Below are 19,570 nucleotides of genomic sequence, written 5' to 3'. Positions count from 1 at the left end.
TTAGATGCTATATTTTATTAAATGTGACTTTAATCACTATTTATTTTTAAGTATTACAAAATAAAATGTGATCTAGATCGTGTGTTGATGATATCCATTCTCATTAATTTGGCTTTGTAATTTAAATTCATGGTGTTTTTGTGATCTAAGGTGTGCTTGTTAACCCGAAAGTGTTTTTCGTGTGTGATGGCTATCACGAAAGTTGGGCTAAGGTGCATTTTGGAAATGTTGTGATACATTTTAATCGACTTTTGAGTACACACTTTCGGTCATTTGACCAACCAATACATTACGGGGTTCTACCTATGTTATCACCAGAAGCAAAGATTAAGGTTCAAAACTTTGGTCGTTTCTTATCCAATATGGTAATGCCAAACATCGGCGCATTTATTGCGTGGGGTTTCATTACTGCACTATTCATCCCAACCGGTTGGTGGCCTAACGAAACGTTAGCATCAATGGTTGGCCCTATGATTACATACCTATTGCCACTATTGATTGGTTACACCGGTGGTAAAATGGTTGGTGGTGACCGCGGTGCGGTAGTAGGTGCCATCACGACAATGGGTGTTATCGTTGGTACTGATATCCCAATGTTCATGGGTGCAATGATTGTGGGTCCACTAGGTGGTATCGCAATTAAAAAATTCGATGAAGCTGTTCACGGTAAAGTGAAGAGTGGTTTCGAAATGCTAGTGAATAACTTCTCTGCGGGTATCATCGGCATGATCTGTGCGATCATCGCGTTCATCGTGATTGGTCCTGCGGTTAAGATTCTATCTGGCGGACTTGCTGCTGGCGTAAACGCAATGGTAGAAGCAGGTGCATTACCTCTAGCATCTATTTTTGTTGAACCTGCGAAAATTCTATTCCTAAATAACGCAATCAACCACGGTATCTTCTCTCCACTAGGTATCCAGCAATCTGAAGAGATTGGTCGTTCAATCTTCTTCTTAATCGAAGCAAACCCAGGTCCTGGTTTTGGTCTTCTACTTGCTTACATGGTGTTTGGTAAAGGTAGCGCGAAGCAATCTGCTGCTGGTGCATCTATCATCCACTTCCTAGGTGGTATCCACGAAATTTACTTCCCTTACGTTCTAATGAACCCACGTCTAATTCTTGCGGTAATCGCAGGTGGTATGGCGGGTGTATTCACTAACGTAATGTTCGATTCTGGCCTTATCTCTCCAGCATCTCCAGGTTCTATCTTCGCAGTCTTACTGATGACGCCAAAAGGCTCTTACATCGGCGTGATTCTATCTGTTATCGCAGCAACGGCAGTATCGTTTGTTGTAGCGTCAATCCTTCTTAAAACATCAGCGCAAGATGATGAGGAAGATTCACTAGAGAAAGCTTCTGCACAAATGAAAGACATGAAAGCGTCTTCTAAAGGTGCAGCAGCAGAAGCAAACGTAAACCTAGCGGATGTAAAAGCAGTTTATGTAGCGTGTGATGCGGGTATGGGTTCAAGTGCAATGGGTGCAGGTCTACTACGTAAGAAAGTAGCAACAGCTGGCCTAGACATTGAAGTAACCAACTACGCAATCAACAACCTACCGGCTGATTCGCAAATCGTTATTACGCATAAAGACCTAACAGACCGTGCTCGTAGCACTGTGCCAGGTGCGATGCATATGTCTCTAAGCAACTTCCTAGACGGCGGCGTATACGACCAACTAGTTGCCGAGCTTGTCGATGCTCAAAGTGGTGAAGCGAAAGTAGAAGCTCCGGCGCCTGCTGCAGCTCCAGCGCAAGAAGGCAACAAGCTTGCACTCACTGACGACAGCATCTTCCTTGGCCTTAAAGCGACTCAAAAAGAAGACGCAATCAAGTTTGCTGGCGAACAATTAGTAAAACTTGGCAACGTATCACCAGAATACGTAGATGGCATGTTTGCTCGTGAAGAGCTTGTGTCTACTTACCTAGGTGAGTCTATCGCAGTACCACACGGCACAATCGAAGCGAAACAGTACGTACAAAAAACCGGCATCGTTTTCTGTCAGTACCCTGAAGGTATTCAGTGGGGCGAAGATGAAGATGATATCGCGAAGATGGTTATCGGTATTGCCGCACAAGGCGATGAGCACAACATGGTGCTGATGGCTATTACCAATTCACTCGATGATGAAGAAGCTGTGGAATGCCTACAGAACACAACAAACCCTGCTGATGTTCTACGTATTCTCAACGGAAACTAAAAAGCTCTAGTCAAGCTCCTGAGTGAAGGAGGCCGGTATCCCCCTACTGGCCTCATTTTCGGTCTTAATCTTTCTAACAAGATTCAGTCTGAATAGCTTACTGCTTAATGCCTAGGGCACATCGTCAAGGCATGTTGTTGAGCAGTTAGCTATCTAGATTCAAATATTTATAAGGTCAAAATTATGAAAGCGTTACATTTTGGTGCAGGTAATATCGGTCGTGGTTTCATTGGTAAGCTTCTTTCTGATGCTGGTATGAAGGTTACGTTTGCTGACGTAAATGAAACGGTTGTAAATGCGTTAATTGAACGCCAAGAATACCCAGTTAAGATTGTTGGCGAAGAGTGTGTTGTCGAAGTTGTTAAGAACGTGACAGCAGTAAACTCAGCGACAAGCGCAGTAGTAGATTGCATTGCTGAGTCTGATCTTGTGACGACTGCAGTGGGCCCTACGGTTCTTAAAATCATCTCTAAGTCTATCGCTCAAGGCATTGAAAAGCGTGCAGCAGCAAACAACACTGCACCAATGAACATCATCGCGGCAGAGAACATGGTTCGCGGTACTAGCCAATTAAAAGCAGCCGTGTTAGAGCACCTTTCTGATGAAATGAAAGCGTTCACTGAAGAGCACATTGGCTTTGTTGATTCTGCGGTTGACCGTATTGTTCCACCGGCAGAAGCGGGCGAAACAGATCCTCTAGCGGTAACGGTTGAAACGTTCAGCGAGTGGATCGTAGATCAAACACAATTCAAAGGTGAGATTCCAAACATCCCAGGAATGGAATGCACTGATAACCTAATGGCTTTCGTTGAGCGTAAACTGTTCACGCTAAACACAGGTCACTTGGTAACGGCATACCTTGGTGTGCTTGCAGGTCATGAGACTATTAAAGACTCTATCGAAGATGACGTAATCCGCGCTGAAGTAACAGCGACGATGGAAGAGAGTGGTGCGGTTCTGATTAAGCGTTACGGCTTTGATCCAGAAGCACACGCTGCCTACATCCAAAAGATTCTAGGTCGTTTTGCTAACCCGTTCCTACGTGATGAAGTAGACCGCGTTGGTCGTCAGCCAATTCGTAAACTGAGCCCGCAAGACCGCCTAGTTAAGCCTCTAAACGGTACATTAGAGTACGGCCTACCGAATGCTCACCTAGTAAAAGCAATCGCTGCTGCGTTCCATTACAAGAACGAAGACGACCCACAAGCGGTTGAACTTCAAGCAATGTTCGCAGAAAAAGGCTTTGCTGAGACATTAGCGCATTATTCTGAGCTGAATAGTGACTCAGAAGTTGTTAAACTAGCGGAAGAAGCTTATCTAGCATTGAAATGATAAACCATCAAAGTGCCACACCAGTGGCACTTTCTTATTGTCGAGCCGTTATGCCAATACAAACAAGCCATGAAACTGAATTACTCGAAGCCCTTTCGGAAGCTGAGAGTGCTAGCGCCTGCCTAATGGCTGCTTATGATGCATTGGACGACACGGTAGATGCCGTATTAAAAAACATCTTTAAGAAAGACGACACTGCAATTAAGTTCGTTGTCGAGCCACTTCTCAACAGTGGTGGGCCGTTAGGCGAGATCATGATTCGTGCTAAGTTGCTACTCGGACTTGGCGTGATCAGTAAAGAACTCTACGACGATCTAGAGGTTTTCGTTACCTTGAAAGAGTGGGCGAAAATACAGGGTGAAGACACCAGCTTTACAGAAGTTGATGTGATATTTGAGCTCAACAAGGTGCACGCGATTCAGCGTATTATGCCTATCGAATATGACGCGGAGATGGTGGAAACGATGTCTGGCCCAATGCTTGAAATGTTCTTGGGGCGACATAATCAAAAGGTGAAGTCGACGATCGTATTAGCTATCACTGACATTATCACTACCTTGTGCCGAGATAACGCGCTGAGCTCTTAGCTCTAGTTTGCAGCCCTGCTTATCTTGTTTCACACCCTACATATCTTGTAGTTGTTGGTTCGTTTCAATACAAAGATTAAAATGATGGCGGTTTCTCTCGTTGGAGAAATCGCTTTGTTGTTTTTGTGCTTCTAAAAAATATCCGAAATATCTTCCCATTAAATACAAAAGCAGCAGGCACAAAAAAAGCCACATTCAGTGGCTTTTTCTATTCAAGACTATAGGAATTATAGGTCTTGGATGTTCTCAGCTTCTAGCTCTTGGAAGTAGCGTAGAGTCTTAACTTTTAGCTCTTGTTGAGCTGGCTCATCAGCAACGATGATAGCTTTACGGTGCATCTGTAGAGCTGTAACAGTCCACATGTGGTTTACAGAACCTTCGATAGCCATTTGAAGCGCTTGAGCTTTGTTGTGGCCTAGAGAAAGGATCATCACTTCTTCTGCATCTAGAAGAGTCGCAACACCGATAGTTAGTGCGTATTTAGGAACTTGGTTGATGTCGCCATCGAAGAAACGAGAGTTCGCGATACGAGTGTCTTCAGTCAACGTTTTGATACGAGTGCGTGAAGATAGAGAAGAACCTGGTTCGTTGAATGCGATGTGACCGTCGATGCCTACGCCGCCCATGAACAGGTTGATTTTGCCGTATGAACGGATTTTCTCTTCGTATGCTGCACAGTGAGCATCGATATCTTCAGCTTTGCCGTCTAGCAGGTTGATGTTTTCTGCTTGGATATCAACGTGGTTGAAGAAGTTCTCGTGCATGAATGTGCGGTAAGACTCTGGGTGGTTAGGGTCGATGCCAACGTACTCATCCATGTTGAATGTTACAACGTGCTTGAAGCTAACTTCGCCAGCTTTGTAAAGTTCAATTAGCTCAGCGTAAGTAGTTAGAGGTGTGCTACCAGTAGGAAGACCTAGTACAAATGGACGCTCAGCCGTTGGAGCGAACTTGTTGATTGAATCTGCGATATGACGAGCAGCCCATTTACCTACTTTAGCTTTGTTGCTTAATGGAATAAGTCTCATTGATTTTGCCCCTAGAAATAAAATTTTATAGTGTTCTGAAACATTAATTCGCATTATAAAATAAGTTATCCAGTTCCGCTATTGTTTTAGGTCAAGTTTTTGCTTTTTTCGTCGTAACTGTGACTGGAACTCTCAAAATTGCACAATTATTGTATGGATATTTGGTGGCGTTAAACAAGATTAATACGTTTGTCATATACAGCAATGTTGATCTAATTCAGCACCTGAAAGGGTTGGTGTGTTTCTATGCCTTGATACGATTATTGCAATAATGGCATCGCTCGAACCATTGACGAATTTTGGTGCATTAACGTGTTTCGAGTATAAACAAGCGTTGAGCGTATAGTTGAAACTAGAAAAATAATGATGGCAATGGAGCGCTATCGTGATAAAAGACAGGGGCAGGATGAAGAACGATGAATCTCAGTGGGATGAATACCCATAAGATTGAACGAGAGCTGTGTTTTAGTCACGCTATCGCTATGAATTGTATATAAATATTGGTAAAAATGGATAGGTTGGCTAAACTTACCAATTACAAAGAAGATGTGTGTTTGAAGGCAAAAAAAAGCCCAAAGTGATGAGGTATCACTTTGAGCGATTTTACTAATCTTCTAACACTAACTCACTTTCGTATTCTTCCCTAGATACGTCGCCGCGTTTGCAGCCGTTTAGGGTGTGAAAGCGACGGCGTCCACGAGCCAGTTGAATGTACTTCAACCAAACACGCTCTAACTTGGACTTTGCCTTATGAGGGTGAGACAACACTTTAATGAAGTGTTTTTCTTCTGCATTGATTGGTGCTAGTTCACCAGTTTCAAGTGCAAGCATAGTGTCACCAAACAAGGTTAGGATTTCCTCTTCTGAAAGAGTAAAATCACCCGACTTAGCGAACCCTCTCGGGAATTTAATGGTGTCATAAAAACGTTTTTTTCCGTGTCGGAATTCGGTCTCAGACATATCAGCCTCAGTAATGTGGTTAGATAGAAATTAGTGTTTATTGCTCACGCGAAAATATTGTTAAAAGGCTAAAATAGGAAACAAAATGTTTTTGCCTTTACGATAAACAATCCTAGATCGGCTAGTTAGCAGATTTATTACAGAGATGTATTTGATGGATGTGAAAGTATTTAGAACCTTTCTTGAGGTTGCAAGGGTGCGCCATTTTGGGCGTGCAGCTGAAAACTTGTATTTAACACAAGCGGCGGTGAGTGCGCGGATCAAACAGCTTGAAGGCTATTTTGATACTCAGCTCTTCATTCGTGACCGCAATAACATCAAACTCACATCTTCCGGTGAACGTTTGATTGGTTATGCCGAAGTGATGGTGTCCACCCTACAACAAGCCAAATTTGAGCTGTCGTTAGAGAGTGGTAAAGCCTTGCAGTTAACGCTGGGCGGCACGCCGAATATTTGGGATGCGTATCTGCAAAACTGTTTAAGTGTGGTAACCGACTCTTTTGGTGGTTACGGCTTTATGGCAGAGGTGATGGGGCGCGAGCAACTGAACCGTAATTTGTTAGAACGAACCTTAGATATGGCTTTCGCGTTCGATCAGATCAAAGCAGAAGAGCTGAACTGTAAAAAAGTCGCTGACTTGGTTTTGGTGTTGGTATCAACGCAGCAAGATGATCTGGAATCTGTATTTCAACATAAGTATGTTTATGTGGATTGGGGAACGCGCTTTGGTTCTGAACACGCAGAACGTCACCCTAAAGTGCCAGCACCGTACCTACGTACCTCTACAGCCCGTATCGCCCTCGATTTCATTTTAGAGAAAGGCGGCAGTGCGTATCTTCCGGTGTCTCTAGTCGAACCTTTTATCGATTCGGGTCAGCTGCACAAGGTGAAAGGGGTTGAAGACTGGTATCTCCCAATTTATCTGAGCTACCGTAAAAGCAGTACCTCGGTTGATGCGATCATGCAGGTTGAGAAGTTGGTTAATGAGATTGACCCATCGACGGCTTACACATTGCAGCAAGCCGCTGAACAAGCACCTGAGTAACGGCATTCGCGGTAAGCAGTGGCTTTGCTGATTAGATTCAATAAAAAATGGCTCCCAACTAATTGTATAGTTGGGAGCCATTTTTGTTTTAAACCAGAAATGTACTTCTTTTCGGAACTAGAGATCGTTTCTAATTCCATAAATATCGTTTAAGCCTGGTATGTGTAGCCTTTATTAAAAGCCCTATAGGTTCATTAGATTCTCAATAGACTCTTCAAGAGAGTGTGACATGTACGAATGGATTTGATTGCCATCCGTTGCGTCAATCTCGATCATAGAAATCCCGTTGTCCGCTTTGTCTTCAAGAAAGCTTAGAGACTGCTCGACTGATTGACTGGTGAGAACCTGTTGATTTGATAAAACAATACGACATGTGTGTAGAACCATAGCCTTTTCCTTTTTATATTCGATAGGTCTCTGCATCTTGGCGTGCTAAGTACCGATCGTTGACGTTGTGAGAAGAATGTCCTCTCTAGGTTAAATTTAGTCGAATTGAATAAAATTAAAACCCTTTTTTGTGATTTATCTGACCTTCGCTTCCGAAAGTGGCTAGCGACAATGGTGGTTCACGGTAAACTTTTAGGTATCGGATCAAACGCTATGGTAAGTGGGAAGAGTACGGCATGTCGAAAAAGATCAATCACAACAGCAGCTTAACCAGTGAGCAGTGCCATTTGGCTCGATATGCACGAGATGCTCGCTTTGATGGGATGTTTTTTACAGCGGTGAAAACGACAGGAATTTTTTGTCGCCCGATTTGCCCAGCCACACCACCCAAAGAAGAAAACGTCGAATATTTTTCCCATCAAGCTCAAGCATTGAAAGCGGGATATCGTCCTTGTTTACGTTGTCGACCAGACAGCGCACCTTTTTCGCCGGCTTGGAAGGGCGTCGAAACCACTTTCTTACGTGCGATGCAGTTGATTGATAATGGCGCTCTGAATTCAGGATCTATCGTCGACCTTGCAACGCGGTTAGGTATTTCAGATCGTTATTTACGAACCTTATTCGACAATTACATCGGCGTGTCACCCAAGCAATATAGTCTGTACAGTCAATTGATGTTTGCCAAGCAGTTGCTGCACACCAGTAGCATGAGCATTACTGATGTCGGCTTTGCTAGTGGCTTCAATAGTACGCGCCGTTTTAATGATGCCTTTCAAAAAGAGCTGCAGCTTTCGCCAAGCCAAATTAGGCGAGCGAAGCCAAGTGACACTCAGAGTAATCATATTCAGCTTGGTTTTCATGGACCCTTAGATTGGAACCACTTGTTGAGGTTTTATCGACGAAGAATGATTGAGGGCTTAGAAGGCGTTGGCGAAGATTATTATAAGCGCACGGTAAATGTGAACGGGTCAAAGGGTTGGTTCAAGGCGACTTTAGCCAAAGATAACCGCTTGGATATTGAATTCGAGTTGGATGATATAAGCCAATTAAGAAGCTTGATTGCGAATATCCGCCGTATGTTTGATCTTGATGTCGATATTGCCAAGGTTGAGACGTTCTTTACGACTATCGATCCTAACTTGGTGGCTAAGAGTGGTATCCGTATTCCTGGCGTGTGGAGTGCTTGGGAGGCAGGCGTGAGAGCGATTCTAGGACAGCAAGTTTCGGTAACCGCGGCGATTGGTCAGCTTAACTTATTGGTCAAAGAGCTTTCTGATGAACATGAGAAAGCCAGCTTCCCAACACCAAAACAGATAGCGGACGCTGATGTTAGCTTCTTGAGAATGCCGGGAAGCCGCAAAGAGACCCTAAAGCGTTTTGCCGAATACATGGTCGACAATGAAGCTGAGCATCCTTCCAAATGGATTGAGCTAAAAGGGATTGGGCCTTGGACTATTCAATATGCACTGCTTCGCGGGTTAAGCGAACCTAATCATCTGTTGGTTGGTGACTTGGTGGTGAAGAAGTTTATTGAGCATCGCCCCGCCATCAACACGGAGAGTGTTTCGCCTTGGGGTAGTTACGCCACGTTCCACTGTTGGAATCAGTCTTAATCGGAATACTAAGCTAGGAGATATCATGGACAACCGTTTTACTTACTATGAGAGCCCATTGGGAACCGTGACGTTACAGGCGAACGATGAAGGCTTGCTCGGCCTTTGGTTCGAGACACATACCACCAAGCCGGAACCGTTGGGTGTTCAAGATGATAGCTTTCCGATCTTTGCATTGGCTATCGAGCAGCTTAATCGCTATTTCTCGGGCGAAGCTATTCAGTTTTCTGTGCCGATTGCAGCCAAGGGCACGCCATTTCAGCAGTCGGTTTGGCAGGCGCTGACGACCATTCCTTATGGAGAGACTTGGAGCTATGCACAACTGGCCGATGCGATAGGCAATCCGAAAGCCGTTCGTGCTGTGGGTTTGGCGAATGGCAAAAATCCGGTTTCAGTGATTGTGCCGTGTCACCGTGTGATTGGTAAAAACGGCAAACTGACGGGTTATGCAGGTGGCGTAGAACGTAAACAGCACTTATTGGTGATAGAGGGAAGAGAGCAAGACTAGCAAGCGATTTAGCCATGAGCCTGTCGAGATGCTGGCTGAATATCTCGTACTACTTAATGGTGAAGGCGAGTGGTTCTTAAAATATGACTTTGCATTAAAATCAACGCTTTCTGGGAAATATCGATTTGGTTGCATATTCTTTGACTATGTTCTCTAGGCAAGGATGCCCAAATGAATAGATTCCCCTTACTAATATTTGGCTGCAGCTCTGCATTATTGCTGACAGGTTGTTTAACTGATACCAGCCGACCTTTCGAGGTTCCACAGCTTGCTCTGTTCAAAGGTATGTATGAGAACGCAGATAATGACAGTTATCTACTTTTTGAATCCGGGCAAGTGACTTATCAAACAACGGATAATTCCGTGACTCGAACCTATCGTGTTGATGATGACTTGATCACCATTGAATTCAATTCTGGAAGCAGCCGAACTGACTCTAGACTAGTGATGCGCATTCAACAGAAGGGCGAGATGCTAACTTGCAACCAATGTCCAGCGATACAATTGAGTAACGTCTGGACACTTGTAGATAAGCCTGTGAAAGACAGTTCGAACTAGAAAAGATCTCCGAATTAGAAAAGAACGCCATTAAGCCATAGGTGTGCAGCGATACTGACGGCATAGCCAATCATGATCACTGGCATCCATTTCAAGTGGCCAAAGAAGGTGTATTTGCCATGCGCCGCGCCCATTAACGCCACACCTGCCGCACTACCAATAGATAACAAGCTGCCGCCAACGCCTGCGGTTAAGGTGATCAGTAGCCAGTTACCCATCGACATTTGAGGTTCCATCGATAACACGGCAAACATCACCGGAATGTTATCGACAATCGCAGATAAGATCCCCACCATGATGTTGGCCCAAATTGGATCCCATTGGCTATACATCACGCCAGAGGCAAGCTCCAAGTATCCCAGTAGACTCAAGCCACCTACACACATTACCACGCCGTAGAAGAACAGCAGAGTGTCCCATTCGGCATGGGACACTCTTCGAAATACATCAAAGGGCACGACTGAACCGAGTCGCTTCAATGCCCCCCCATCATTGTTGGCAATCGCCACCGCTTTTTTCTTCGCCAGTGAATTTGGTAAGGTCTTACGCAAGAAATAACCAAAGAACTGTAGATACGCCAGCCCCATCATCATGCCCATTACTGGAGGGAAGTGGAGTACGGCATGGAAAGCAACCGCAGTGCCGATGGTCATGATGAACAACAACACGATGCGTCTTGCACCGCGTTTTAATTCAACGTGCTGATGCACCGTGTCGGGTTGGGTTGTGGGAACAAAGTAAGACATGATCATTGCAGGGACGAGGTAATTCATCACTGAAGGAATAAATAAGGGAATGAATTCACTGAAGCTCACATAACCAGCCTGCCACACCATCAACGTTGTGATGTCACCGAATGGGCTGAACGCGCCGCCAGCGTTAGCGGCTATCACGATATTCACACAGGCTAGGTTAACGAATTTAGGGTTAGATCCTGCGACTTTCAGAACCACGGCGCACATCAATAGAGCTGTGGTGAGGTTGTCGGCGATCGGTGAGATAAAGAAGGCCAGAATACCGGTTAGCCAGAACAGAGAGCGGAAATTAAAGCCTTTGCCCACCATCCACGCTTGCAGCGCATCAAACAGTCTTCTCTCTTCCATGGCGCTGATGTAGGTCATGGCGACGAGTAGGAAAAGTAACAGCTCAGCGTATTCCAGTAAGTTGTGTTCGAGTGCTTGCTTAGCGACTTCAACAAGGTTGTGTTCTTGGTAGATAAAACCAATGATTATCCAGATCAGTCCTGCTGCAAGTAACACTGGCTTAGATTTTCGGAGCTTTAGGTACTCTTCCATCATCACCACGATGTAGGCGACAACGAAAATGGTCAGGGATAGGTAGCCAGCGAATGAGTTGGTGAGCTTGAGTGGTTCTCCCAACTGAGAAGTGGCAGCACCTGCTACCGAAGAAAAGAGTAACAAAGAGAGAACAGCAGAAAGCTGGATACCTAACATGGATTACGCTCCGAAGTTAATAAGTTATTAACACGGGTAAAAGAGTAGACCTAAATAACCATGTGCAGTGTGATAGATATCTTAATAATTCAATAGATTATAATGAAAGGAATAGACTGTGATGTGAACGAAATACGGTCTTACATACTCAAAATTACTGTCTTCCACACTTAAGTTAAAGACTAAAGACTAAAGACCAAAGAAAAAGCCCTACCGGACTCAGTGCCGATAGAGCTTATTCGAAATTGCCAACATTATGCAGCATTGAGATCAAACGTCAGTGTTTGTTCTGCTGCACATACTTCAACAGGCCAGCCATAGGATTGGTATTCAAGCGCAAGTTTGTCCGCTACTACGCGAGATACTGTTGCAGTGATCCACATGCCTTTGCCCATTACTTGATATTTAAGCGTTCTCATTTCCATAGTCATCACCGTTCTCCTTCTATATTGGCTGCGCGAAGTCTATAGCACCTCTGAGGGCTGAAATTTCGAATTAAGCTCAAATTCTTTATAAAATGGCTCACTGTTTGCGCTTGGCTCAAAACTCAATCAACTAAGGGAAAACGGTTGCGTTCTGGAAGCAAAATCACTTTTTAAGTCTCTGTATTATAATCGAATTAAAATTGACCAGAAAAACAATATAAGAGATCTCTTACAGCATTATCAGAGATCGCACTAGGTAAAAACTTCTCACTAGAAGCCAGACTTGTGTGGCGATTGTGTGCGTTTTTGGTTGCGCTGTTGAAGCAAGATTTTTTAGTTTTGTATGTGAAATATTCTAATTTATTTAGCGTATGGTCCTGCTTTTAAATCCAAATCACAGTTTTATATGTTGCTGTGCTTCTTTTATTTAAACCGATACGCTATTTGATTTTGGTCATTAACCTTTCGCTCATTAGTTTGCACTATCTATACGTGTTCTGTTCCACATAAACGAGATGTATAGAGGTCCTTATGACTAATCCAACCAAAACCGATCGTAAAGTCACGATCGGCAGCTATATCGCACTCGCGTTCGCGATGGTGTTCTTTTCAGGCTTAATGCAGTCCAATGAATGGTATGGAGTGTTCGATTTTACAACGCTCAACGGTTCATTCGGTAAGGTCGCTTACGATGTGAGTGAAACGGCCGATGGTATTCAAGCGGCAACGACGTCACTGCGTGGTAAAGGCGGTAGTGGTGCTCGCGACGGTTTCATTTTTGCTTTGACACTTATTCCGACCGTGATGTTTGCACTGGGTATGATCAACGTACTTGAGCACTACGGTGCACTGGATGCGGCTCGTAAACTACTGACACCTCTGCTTCGCCCTCTGATGGGTATTCCGGGTAACTCAGGCTTGGCACTGATCGCTTCTTTGCAAAGTACCGATGCTGGCGCAGCGATGACACGTCAGCTGAAAGACGAAGGACATCTGACTAAGCGTGAAACCGATGTCTTCACCATGTTCCAGTTTACGGCGGGTGCGGCGATCGTTAACTTTTTCTCTTCAGGTGCGGTGCTGTTCACTCTAACCGCGATGGACGGCTCTTTAGCGGTGACATCGTCAATTGGTTTGGCTGTCGCTGTGATGTTTATCTTTAAGTTTGTCGGCGCGAATCTGTTCCGTATTTACCTCAACATTACTGAAGGCAAAGAAGACAAACCAAAATCAGACAAAGAACAAAAACTGGAAGAGGAAGTAGCATAATGAGCGAAGTTAAAGCAAAGAAACCAATGGTTACTGATATTTTCGTTGAAGGTGCTAAGAAAGGCTGGGTTATTGCGACTACCTCTACGGTACCGAATGTTCTGATGGCGTTTGTGATCATCAAGGCATTGCAGATAACGGGTGCGCTGGATTTGATGGGCAGTGTATTTGCTCCAATTATGGCGGTATTTGGTTTACCTGGCGAAGCGGCAGCGGTATTGATCGGTGCGTGGATGTCGATGGGTGGCGCGGTGGGCGTGGTTATCACGCTGTTTGACCAAGGTATTCTGAACGGCAACCATATAGCTATCTTGGCGCCAGCTATCTACTTGATGGGCTCTCAGGTGCAATACATGGGCCGTATTATGGGACCAATTGGTACTGAAGGTCGCTACATCCCGGTGATGATCGCGATTTCGGTATTGAATGCGTTTGGTGCAATGTTCTTGATGAACATTATTTTGTAACGTGACTTTGAACGGTTAGCTGCGAACAGCTTTCAGACGTTACAAAAAAGGAAACCCCGTTTGGCTTTCACCAAACGGGGTCTATTCTTTTCGTAGCCATCCTGCTACTGCGCGTTACTTATCTTTCAATAGGTAACTGGTGCTCCCTGCATCGTTCCTTGACGTGGCTAAATCCTTTAACCTATCCAATTCATCGCCGTCCTAGCGGTGTCCTTGCAAACTCATCATCCTGATAAGCGACTCTATCCTAGAGCATAACTTCCTTGCTGATAACTCATCCTAAGCCATCAAATCTTCATCCTGAAGATACCTAATCCGTTAGGCTTTTTCCTGTTCCTGCCAACTCCCTGTCGACATGTGTATTAAACACTGCAGAGGCTTTGCTCACAATCCACCCTAATAAATAAATGTACCCACTGATCGAAAGAAATATGCGTGGATTCATACAAAACAAGGGCTTGGTTTTGTATTTTAGGAATTTTCTGCGAAGCTTGATTGTGATCTCTTACGTTCGGTGTGAGAGATCTCTTACAAGTACTCGGGTGCGATTTTCATTTTATCTCGGCGGGTGTTGTCGAACAGATAACAAAGAACACTGAGTAAACACAAAATAATAGGGAAATATGATGGTTACAGCACTTTACGCAGCCTTGCTGACGATCGTAATGATTTGGTTAGCAATAGAGGTGATCAAGCAAAGGCGAATCAATCTTGTTGCTCATGCTGATGGCGGTGTCGAGTCGTTACAGATAGCACGTTCGGCACAAAGTAATGCTATGGATTACATCCCAATCACCGTTATTTTGATGGGATTGTTAGAGATGAATGGCGCCGGTGTGTGGCTGATTCATGTCATTGGTGTGGCGTTTATTCTGGGGCGTGTGATTCATGCGAAAGGGATCTTAGCGAAGAACTTCAAAGGTCGAAAAGTGGGTATGGTGTTAACGCTTATCTGCATGATCTCTTTGATTGTCCTAAACTTAGCTTACCTACCTTTTGATAAAATGTTCTAGGGAGCATTATGGCGTTGCGTCTTCCTCCTGCTTGGGCGATTGTCCTCGCAGGCTTGATACTCAACATCATGGCGATTGTCATGTCGAGCTTGGTGCTCGATAAAATTGAAGCTGAGAAAGCGGAGTACAACGATCGCAAATACGGCAATGTGTACTCAATACAGCTTGCTTGGAATACGATTGAAACCCTAGAGCGCAAGCGTGAAGCGATTTTGATTCACCTTGATAAACCAGAAACGGTGCAGCCGACCACGGTTCTCGACGAAGCACTGCGTGGGCAACTTAGGCGTTGGGTGAGTAGCGAAGTGCCAAGTATCTCTTTGGCTCACTTACCGAAACTGATGATGCTGATAAACAGTGCACAAGAAGCGCAACGAACTCGAATCGATGATTACTATTTGGATAACCTGACCTTGGTTGAGTTAATCCAAAGGCTTGATGAGAAAATGGCTTTCTATAAGAACATCGCCCTGTTTCTTCAAGTATTTGGCTTGGCGCTTATCTTAGCTCGCGACCTCGCTAGAAGACCTTAATCTTTAACCTTAATGCCTCCATTTACTTATCGACTTGTATCGTTAGCGAGACTCATTTGGCAGGTTAGGGTGCTGTTGGCCTTGGTACTTTGGTAACTGTTCTTTTAGCCCCTTAAACGTGCTCAGTGCACTGCCTATCGATAACTTGTTCATCAACCAATTTGGCAAGATGCCCCCTGCGTTCGCATACGCGGTGTAGGTGATGTAGGTATTGCCATTAGTCAGCGGTTGCAGTGTCCAAAGTGCGTCCACATCGTAGATTCGAATGTACCCCGACTCTTTCGCCAAATAGTTCGACGCATCCTTTATCGACAAAACAAACTGCCCACCCTCGATGCTGTATTTTGAGTAGGTCACCATGTCTCGATCTCTGGCAGGCCACGGTGCTTTGAATTGGGTATAGACGATGTTTTCATCTTCAGATATCTGCATCAACACACGGCTTTGCGATACATTATCTATCCAGTTTGGCACGTTCTCACTGTCTTCCAATAACAGTAAAAAACCGGAGTAAGTGGTGGGCGTTTGCATCTGTGCTCGTATTTCGACCAAGCCTTCGCTGTGTGGCCTTTTATCAATCATGATGCCATCTTCACTTTTGACGAACTGCCATGGGTTGGCATAAGTCAGTGTCGATAGGGCGCAGAGGCCGAGTACCAAAATCTTAGGTAATGTCATTATTCTTCCATAAAAAGAAAAGCTTATCTGCTAGGAGTATAGAATAGAAATGGACTTAGTAGGTGTTGCCAATCGCTTTGGGTTGGCCTCTTTGGGGAAAATCCCAATGAAAACGGAAGCGTTCGGTCGCTTCCGTTTTATTCTTGGGCAATGGATAAGCGCTGTAGGCTAGAGCTTATAGGCTTCTACGGTTTTGATGGTTGTCCAGTTGCTGTTGGCGTCTTGGATGAACTCTTGTGTATTCTCCAGCCAGCGTTTCTGAACCGATTTGTCTAAGTTCAGATACAACTTTCCATCTTCCACCTTCCAAGCGAGAGGATCGGTTTCAAACTTCTTACCCATGGCTACTCCAAACGCGCAGTAACCGCCATATTGAGGGGCATAGGCTTCTGGATTGGCTCGAAATTCATCTCTGTTTTCACTGCTCGCAAAGTTATAGATCGCGTTCTTATAGGTCGCTGTGAACTCAGATGTGCCTTTTACTGGACCTTCATTGGCAAAGTAAGCGACAGGATCATAGCCTTTAATTGCGAGGTTATTGCTGTCGACACTCATATCAAGGTCTGCTGCCATTAACGAAAAGCTGGTGCCTAGTAACTCGGCCATTAGAGTGATTTTTTGACTGGTCGATTTCATGTGTGACATATCAAGTTCCTTGTCAGTGTTGGTTATCTTGTTTGAAATAATTTAGCCCACTCGTCCGGTCTATAGAGGGACAAAAGAACTAAAAACTAAGCGAATCGTTCGGAGGATGCATGGATCTGCTTTCACAACTAATGGAACACTTCTCGATACGCACTGGCGTTTTCTATTCTGGAAACCTGTGTGGAGTATCGTCATTTAACGCGCAACAAGGTAAAGAGGGCCACCTTCATGTATTGAGCGCGGAGGAGTTGAGCTTGTCTAGCGCTCACACGGAACACAGGCATTTGTCGCAGCCTTGCATTGTTTATTTGCCGAAATGGCGTCACTGGTCGCGATGTCTCGTACTCAGTTTATTGAAGCGTTCAAACGGGAAGTGGGTGAAACGCCGGGAGATTATGTGCAAAAGTGGCGAGTCTCTGTTGCTCAATCTCTGTTATTGCAAAATAAGCCGATCAATTGGGTCGCTGATGAAGTGGGTTACAATAGCTATTCAGGATTCTCACGTGCTTTTCAACATGTTGCCGGAGTGTCGCCGCGCCTTTGGCTAAAGCAAAATGCGTCGTGAAACGGCAGGCAATCCCCACCCGATTTATGGCTATTCGTATCTGGCTGGTCTATGTTTTAGCGGAAATTGTATGTAGTTTGTTCTTTTATCGGAAGAGGGTGTAAAAAGGTGGACTTTATAAGCTCGTTGTAACATCCTGCCCGTCCTATTTTATCTAGACACCAATGAGACGAAGTGCCTGCTGAACATTATTCAGCCTCCCGTATCTCATTAAAGTATTAAGGAGTTCAACTTGAACCTATTTGTAAGAGACCTTACCGTTATCGATTCTTCATACATCTGTGAACACAGAGGGGTCGTAGGAGATAGTTGGATTTTAGATGTCACCATGTCTGGTGAACTTAATGAAATGAGCATGGTGCTGGATTTTAGTAAGGTCAAAAAGCAGATCAAACAGTTGGTTGATCAACATGTTGACCACCGCTTACTGCTGCCAATGAAAAACTCTGCAATCGTGCATCAAGCAAGCAAAGCCGGTTACTCTAAGGTAGATGTGTTGCGCGGTGACAAGAGCCTGCACCTGCACTGCCCAGATGAAGCTTACTGTCTGATTGACGCTGAAGCGATCACCATCGAGAGTGTGACCGCTCATGTTTATGATATTCTTCGCGACAACCTTCCAAGTAACGTCACAGGGTTAGAGATTACCCTTCGCCATGAAAACATTAATGGTGCGTTCTACCACTATACTCACGGTTTGAAAAAGCATGATGGTAACTGCCAGCGCATCGCGCATGGTCACCGTTCTCCAGTAGAAATCGTGGTCGATGGTCAGCGTGACGGGCAACGTGAACAAGCATTTGCTCAGCGTTGGGAAGACATTTATTTAGGTTCTAAAGAAGACCAAGTTTCAGTTTCATCACTTAACCTGAGTGAAAACGCGAACAGTGTTAATGATGAAAGTCACTATGGCTTCCGCTACACCGCGCCACAAGGCGAATTTGAGCTAGCGATTGCTAAGAGTGAGACGGAAATTTTACCGACAGATACCACGGTGGAATTACTTGCTGGCTATATCGCGGATCAAGTTGAACCTAGCCTAGCAGAGAACCAATCACTACAAATCGTCGCTTATGAAGGTGTTGGCAAGGGCGCAATGGCGTTCCGATAACACTCCAGCGAGTGACACAGTCTCATTACTGACATGATGAAATAAAGGCAAGATAATCCGTTATCTTGCCTTTACTTTTTGTGACTCTTTAAAACTGATTTAGCTGATGATGTTAGGCACAAACACTAACGAAGCAGCACGCGTCGCAGTGGTGTTTTTTCGATTCCAACAACCAACCCGAAGCTCAACAATACGGTGCCAAAAAATACCGTAACGTCTTTTGTCAATTCCGTAATGCCTAAGACTCCACAGACATTGAACAGCACGATAATGATCAGCAAATGGCAAACGTAGATGCCTAACATACGATTCGAGATCGCGCGAACCCACGCATAGTCGCCGATGTTTGGATTAGCCAAAAGCCACATAAATACGCCCATTCCCCATAGTGCCGTACCAAACAAGAAATCATTCATGTTGAATCCGACGTCGAACGTGGTGAGCCATGATGCCTCAGCAAAATGAATCAACATGCTTAACGCTAATAACGCCAGCGCTTTAGCGGATGACACCTTCCATTGATTCTGACGAATGAGGAAACCTAAGGTCACCATTAACGTGCTAAAGAACGGGCCGTTACGAGTAAAGAAAGGTGCGCAGAGTTCGGTCAAGTTCGCGTAGCTGCCCGCTAAAACACCATAAACGTAAAGTACAATGGCCGCTGGTAATAGCAGTTTGTCGAGTTTCATTTCGACTATCAAAGCAATGATCAAAACTGCACAAACCAGAGCGGGAATAAACCATAAATGAACCAATCCACCCTCTAAGAAAGAGTTAAGTGGGGTGTTCATTAAAAAGCCCCAATAGTCTTGGCGTTCGCCTAAGTAACCGAACTCTTCCACCTTCGCGAGGTTGAATGGCATGACTAGGCAAATGATGCTCCAAACCACCCAAACCTTGAGGAGTGGTTTCGAGTAATTAATGACGGTTTGCCACGGGGAGGCAGTCAGCTTGGGCTGAATAAGATAACCGGAAATTAGGAAAAACAGAGGTACCGCAAAACGAGCGGTTTGGTTGAGTACATAACCGATCCAAGGCACTTCATCTATTTGCCAATAAGTGAGTGCCATTTGACCGTGTAAACCAATGATCGCCAAGATAGCAATCACTCGGCCTAACTCGATACTGGCGATGTGTTGTGAAGGCGTATGTTGAACGGAAGACATATCAGATCTCTTAGTAAAATTTTTACGA

21 protein-coding genes and 1 pseudogene are annotated in these 19,570 nt (G+C 44.7%); 14 read left to right on the top strand and 8 right to left on the bottom strand.

From position 1 onward, the window contains the following. The first annotated feature begins 305 nt into the window (after positions 1 to 305). From AB4585_RS09700 to AB4585_RS09690, 3 genes are all read left to right on the top strand, one after another. Complete coding sequence (locus tag AB4585_RS09700) at positions 306 to 2,198, top strand: PTS mannitol transporter subunit IICBA (RefSeq protein ID WP_136974018.1); 1,893 nt, start codon at positions 306 to 308, stop codon at positions 2,196 to 2,198. A gap of 183 nt (positions 2,199 to 2,381) precedes the next feature. Beyond that, entirely contained in the window at positions 2,382 to 3,530 is a 1,149-nt protein-coding gene (locus tag AB4585_RS09695) for a mannitol-1-phosphate 5-dehydrogenase (protein ID WP_009846102.1), read from the top strand. A gap of 50 nt (positions 3,531 to 3,580) precedes the next feature. Then, entirely contained in the window at positions 3,581 to 4,117 is a 537-nt protein-coding gene (locus tag AB4585_RS09690; RefSeq protein WP_198592367.1) for an MltR family transcriptional regulator, read from the top strand. Positions 4,118 to 4,344: 227 nt separating this feature from the next. Here the strand turns inward: AB4585_RS09690 and nagB are convergent, their stop codons facing one another. Both nagB and AB4585_RS09680 read right to left on the bottom strand, forming a co-directional pair. Next, on the bottom strand, positions 4,345 to 5,145 hold the full coding sequence (gene nagB, locus AB4585_RS09685) for a glucosamine-6-phosphate deaminase (protein ID WP_017057618.1): 801 nt from the start codon (positions 5,143 to 5,145) through the stop codon (positions 4,345 to 4,347). A 606-nt stretch (positions 5,146 to 5,751) separates the two neighbouring features. Then, positions 5,752 to 6,105 carry a DUF413 domain-containing protein gene (locus tag AB4585_RS09680; RefSeq protein WP_017061517.1) on the bottom strand — a complete coding sequence of 118 codons (354 nt, stop codon included), beginning with the start codon at positions 6,103 to 6,105 and terminating at the stop codon, positions 5,752 to 5,754. Between the two features lie 154 nt (positions 6,106 to 6,259). Here AB4585_RS09680 and AB4585_RS09675 point away from each other — a divergent pair, with 154 nt between their 5' ends. Further along, positions 6,260 to 7,150 (top strand): LysR family transcriptional regulator, encoded by an 891-nt coding sequence (locus AB4585_RS09675; RefSeq protein ID WP_017061518.1) that lies wholly within the window; start codon positions 6,260 to 6,262, stop codon positions 7,148 to 7,150. A 183-nt stretch (positions 7,151 to 7,333) separates the two neighbouring features. Here the strand turns inward: AB4585_RS09675 and AB4585_RS09670 are convergent, their stop codons facing one another. Continuing rightward, on the bottom strand, positions 7,334 to 7,537 hold the full coding sequence (locus AB4585_RS09670; protein ID WP_017061519.1) for a hypothetical protein: 204 nt from the start codon (positions 7,535 to 7,537) through the stop codon (positions 7,334 to 7,336). 236 nt (positions 7,538 to 7,773) lie between these two features. On the opposite strand from AB4585_RS09670, the gene AB4585_RS09665 reads away from it, so the two are divergent. The 3 genes from AB4585_RS09665 (at position 7,774) to AB4585_RS09655 (ending at position 10,216) form a co-directional block, all read left to right on the top strand. After that, on the top strand, positions 7,774 to 9,150 hold the full coding sequence (locus AB4585_RS09665) for an AlkA N-terminal domain-containing protein (RefSeq protein ID WP_017061520.1): 1,377 nt from the start codon (positions 7,774 to 7,776) through the stop codon (positions 9,148 to 9,150). A 25-nt stretch (positions 9,151 to 9,175) separates the two neighbouring features. Then, positions 9,176 to 9,658: a methylated-DNA--[protein]-cysteine S-methyltransferase gene (locus AB4585_RS09660; protein ID WP_017061521.1), complete on the top strand. Its 483-nt coding sequence runs from the start codon at positions 9,176 to 9,178 to the stop codon at positions 9,656 to 9,658. A 171-nt stretch (positions 9,659 to 9,829) separates the two neighbouring features. After that, positions 9,830 to 10,216 carry a hypothetical protein gene (locus tag AB4585_RS09655; RefSeq protein ID WP_372169691.1) on the top strand — a complete coding sequence of 129 codons (387 nt, stop codon included), beginning with the start codon at positions 9,830 to 9,832 and terminating at the stop codon, positions 10,214 to 10,216. Positions 10,217 to 10,230: 14 nt separating this feature from the next. Here the strand turns inward: AB4585_RS09655 and nhaD are convergent, their stop codons facing one another. Together nhaD and AB4585_RS09645 are read right to left on the bottom strand one after the other, a co-directional pair. Next, entirely contained in the window at positions 10,231 to 11,670 is a 1,440-nt protein-coding gene (gene nhaD / locus AB4585_RS09650; RefSeq protein ID WP_372169689.1) for a sodium:proton antiporter NhaD, read from the bottom strand. Between the two features lie 254 nt (positions 11,671 to 11,924). After that, the gene (locus tag AB4585_RS09645; protein WP_017061524.1) at positions 11,925 to 12,101 is read right to left on the bottom strand and encodes a hypothetical protein; all 177 of its coding nucleotides are present in this window, start codon (positions 12,099 to 12,101) and stop codon (positions 11,925 to 11,927) included. Between the two features lie 525 nt (positions 12,102 to 12,626). Here AB4585_RS09645 and AB4585_RS09640 point away from each other — a divergent pair. From AB4585_RS09640 to AB4585_RS09625, 4 genes are all read left to right on the top strand, one after another. Then, positions 12,627 to 13,364, top strand: coding sequence for a nucleoside recognition domain-containing protein (locus AB4585_RS09640; RefSeq protein WP_017061525.1), 738 nt, complete (start codon positions 12,627 to 12,629; stop codon positions 13,362 to 13,364). Beyond that, positions 13,364 to 13,831, top strand: coding sequence for a YjiG family protein (locus AB4585_RS09635; RefSeq protein WP_004737023.1), 468 nt, complete (start codon positions 13,364 to 13,366; stop codon positions 13,829 to 13,831). The genes AB4585_RS09640 and AB4585_RS09635 overlap by 1 nt, the downstream gene beginning before the upstream one ends. 626 nt (positions 13,832 to 14,457) lie before the next feature. Further along, positions 14,458 to 14,844 carry an MAPEG family protein gene (locus AB4585_RS09630; RefSeq protein WP_017061526.1) on the top strand — a complete coding sequence of 129 codons (387 nt, stop codon included), beginning with the start codon at positions 14,458 to 14,460 and terminating at the stop codon, positions 14,842 to 14,844. A gap of 8 nt (positions 14,845 to 14,852) precedes the next feature. After that, positions 14,853 to 15,377: a hypothetical protein gene (locus tag AB4585_RS09625; RefSeq protein WP_017061527.1), complete on the top strand. Its 525-nt coding sequence runs from the start codon at positions 14,853 to 14,855 to the stop codon at positions 15,375 to 15,377. A gap of 42 nt (positions 15,378 to 15,419) precedes the next feature. On the opposite strand, the gene AB4585_RS09620 is transcribed toward AB4585_RS09625, so the two are convergent. Continuing rightward, complete coding sequence (locus AB4585_RS09620; protein ID WP_017061528.1) at positions 15,420 to 16,055, bottom strand: START domain-containing protein; 636 nt, start codon at positions 16,053 to 16,055, stop codon at positions 15,420 to 15,422. 49 nt (positions 16,056 to 16,104) lie between these two features. Between AB4585_RS09620 and AB4585_RS09615 the strand changes: the two genes are divergently transcribed. Next, entirely contained in the window at positions 16,105 to 16,227 is a 123-nt protein-coding gene (locus AB4585_RS09615) for a hypothetical protein (protein WP_017061529.1), read from the top strand. On the opposite strand, the gene AB4585_RS09610 is transcribed toward AB4585_RS09615, so the two are convergent. Next, positions 16,224 to 16,700 (bottom strand): YHS domain-containing (seleno)protein, encoded by a 477-nt coding sequence (locus tag AB4585_RS09610; protein ID WP_017061530.1) that lies wholly within the window; start codon positions 16,698 to 16,700, stop codon positions 16,224 to 16,226. The two genes, AB4585_RS09615 and AB4585_RS09610, sit on opposite strands and share 4 nt — an antisense overlap. Before the next feature lie 110 nt (positions 16,701 to 16,810). Between AB4585_RS09610 and AB4585_RS09605 the strand changes: the two are divergent. Together AB4585_RS09605 and AB4585_RS09600 are read left to right on the top strand one after the other, a co-directional pair. Beyond that, positions 16,811 to 17,265, top strand: a pseudogene (locus AB4585_RS09605) (helix-turn-helix domain-containing protein). Positions 17,266 to 17,497: 232 nt separating this feature from the next. Next, the gene (locus AB4585_RS09600) at positions 17,498 to 18,376 is read left to right on the top strand and encodes a 6-carboxytetrahydropterin synthase (RefSeq protein ID WP_108110853.1); all 879 of its coding nucleotides are present in this window, start codon (positions 17,498 to 17,500) and stop codon (positions 18,374 to 18,376) included. 125 nt (positions 18,377 to 18,501) lie between these two features. Here the strand turns inward: AB4585_RS09600 and AB4585_RS09595 are convergent, their stop codons facing one another. Then, positions 18,502 to 19,542, bottom strand: coding sequence for an acyltransferase (locus AB4585_RS09595; RefSeq protein WP_372169686.1), 1,041 nt, complete (start codon positions 19,540 to 19,542; stop codon positions 18,502 to 18,504). Between the last annotated feature and the right edge of the window lie 28 nt (positions 19,543 to 19,570).

Origin of the sequence: Vibrio sp. 10N.222.49.C9, assembly GCF_041474985.1 — a bacterium.
GTDB classification, from domain to species: domain Bacteria; phylum Pseudomonadota; class Gammaproteobacteria; order Enterobacterales; family Vibrionaceae; genus Vibrio; species Vibrio crassostreae_C.
The sequence above is the reverse complement of the archived record's forward strand: the minus strand, read 5'-3'. Positions and strand labels throughout refer to the sequence as shown.

Excerpts from the sequence above, each read along its gene's own strand:
- AB4585_RS09625 (WP_017061527.1), top strand. The coding sequence starts at position 14,853 with ATGGCGTTGCGTCTTCCTCCTGCTTGGGCGATTGTCCTCGCAGGCTTG.
- AB4585_RS09675 (WP_017061518.1), top strand. The coding sequence starts at position 6,260 with ATGGATGTGAAAGTATTTAGAACCTTTCTTGAGGTTGCAAGGGTGCGC.
- AB4585_RS09615 (WP_017061529.1), top strand. The coding sequence starts at position 16,105 with ATGGACTTAGTAGGTGTTGCCAATCGCTTTGGGTTGGCCTCTTTGGGG.
- AB4585_RS09665 (WP_017061520.1), top strand. The coding sequence starts at position 7,774 with ATGTCGAAAAAGATCAATCACAACAGCAGCTTAACCAGTGAGCAGTGC.
- AB4585_RS09595 (WP_372169686.1), bottom strand. The coding sequence starts at position 19,542 with ATGTCTTCCGTTCAACATACGCCTTCACAACACATCGCCAGTATCGAG.
- AB4585_RS09610 (WP_017061530.1), bottom strand. The coding sequence starts at position 16,700 with ATGTCACACATGAAATCGACCAGTCAAAAAATCACTCTAATGGCCGAG.
- AB4585_RS09645 (WP_017061524.1), bottom strand. The coding sequence starts at position 12,101 with ATGACTATGGAAATGAGAACGCTTAAATATCAAGTAATGGGCAAAGGC.
- AB4585_RS09630 (WP_017061526.1), top strand. The coding sequence starts at position 14,458 with ATGGTTACAGCACTTTACGCAGCCTTGCTGACGATCGTAATGATTTGG.
- AB4585_RS09680 (WP_017061517.1), bottom strand. The coding sequence starts at position 6,105 with ATGTCTGAGACCGAATTCCGACACGGAAAAAAACGTTTTTATGACACC.
- AB4585_RS09660 (WP_017061521.1), top strand. The coding sequence starts at position 9,176 with ATGGACAACCGTTTTACTTACTATGAGAGCCCATTGGGAACCGTGACG.
- AB4585_RS09655 (WP_372169691.1), top strand. The coding sequence starts at position 9,830 with ATGAATAGATTCCCCTTACTAATATTTGGCTGCAGCTCTGCATTATTG.
- AB4585_RS09700 (WP_136974018.1), top strand. The coding sequence starts at position 306 with ATGTTATCACCAGAAGCAAAGATTAAGGTTCAAAACTTTGGTCGTTTC.
- nagB (WP_017057618.1), bottom strand. The coding sequence starts at position 5,145 with ATGAGACTTATTCCATTAAGCAACAAAGCTAAAGTAGGTAAATGGGCT.
- AB4585_RS09695 (WP_009846102.1), top strand. The coding sequence starts at position 2,382 with ATGAAAGCGTTACATTTTGGTGCAGGTAATATCGGTCGTGGTTTCATT.
- AB4585_RS09690 (WP_198592367.1), top strand. The coding sequence starts at position 3,581 with ATGCCAATACAAACAAGCCATGAAACTGAATTACTCGAAGCCCTTTCG.
- AB4585_RS09670 (WP_017061519.1), bottom strand. The coding sequence starts at position 7,537 with ATGGTTCTACACACATGTCGTATTGTTTTATCAAATCAACAGGTTCTC.
- AB4585_RS09620 (WP_017061528.1), bottom strand. The coding sequence starts at position 16,055 with ATGACATTACCTAAGATTTTGGTACTCGGCCTCTGCGCCCTATCGACA.
- AB4585_RS09635 (WP_004737023.1), top strand. The coding sequence starts at position 13,364 with ATGAGCGAAGTTAAAGCAAAGAAACCAATGGTTACTGATATTTTCGTT.
- AB4585_RS09640 (WP_017061525.1), top strand. The coding sequence starts at position 12,627 with ATGACTAATCCAACCAAAACCGATCGTAAAGTCACGATCGGCAGCTAT.
- nhaD (WP_372169689.1), bottom strand. The coding sequence starts at position 11,670 with ATGTTAGGTATCCAGCTTTCTGCTGTTCTCTCTTTGTTACTCTTTTCT.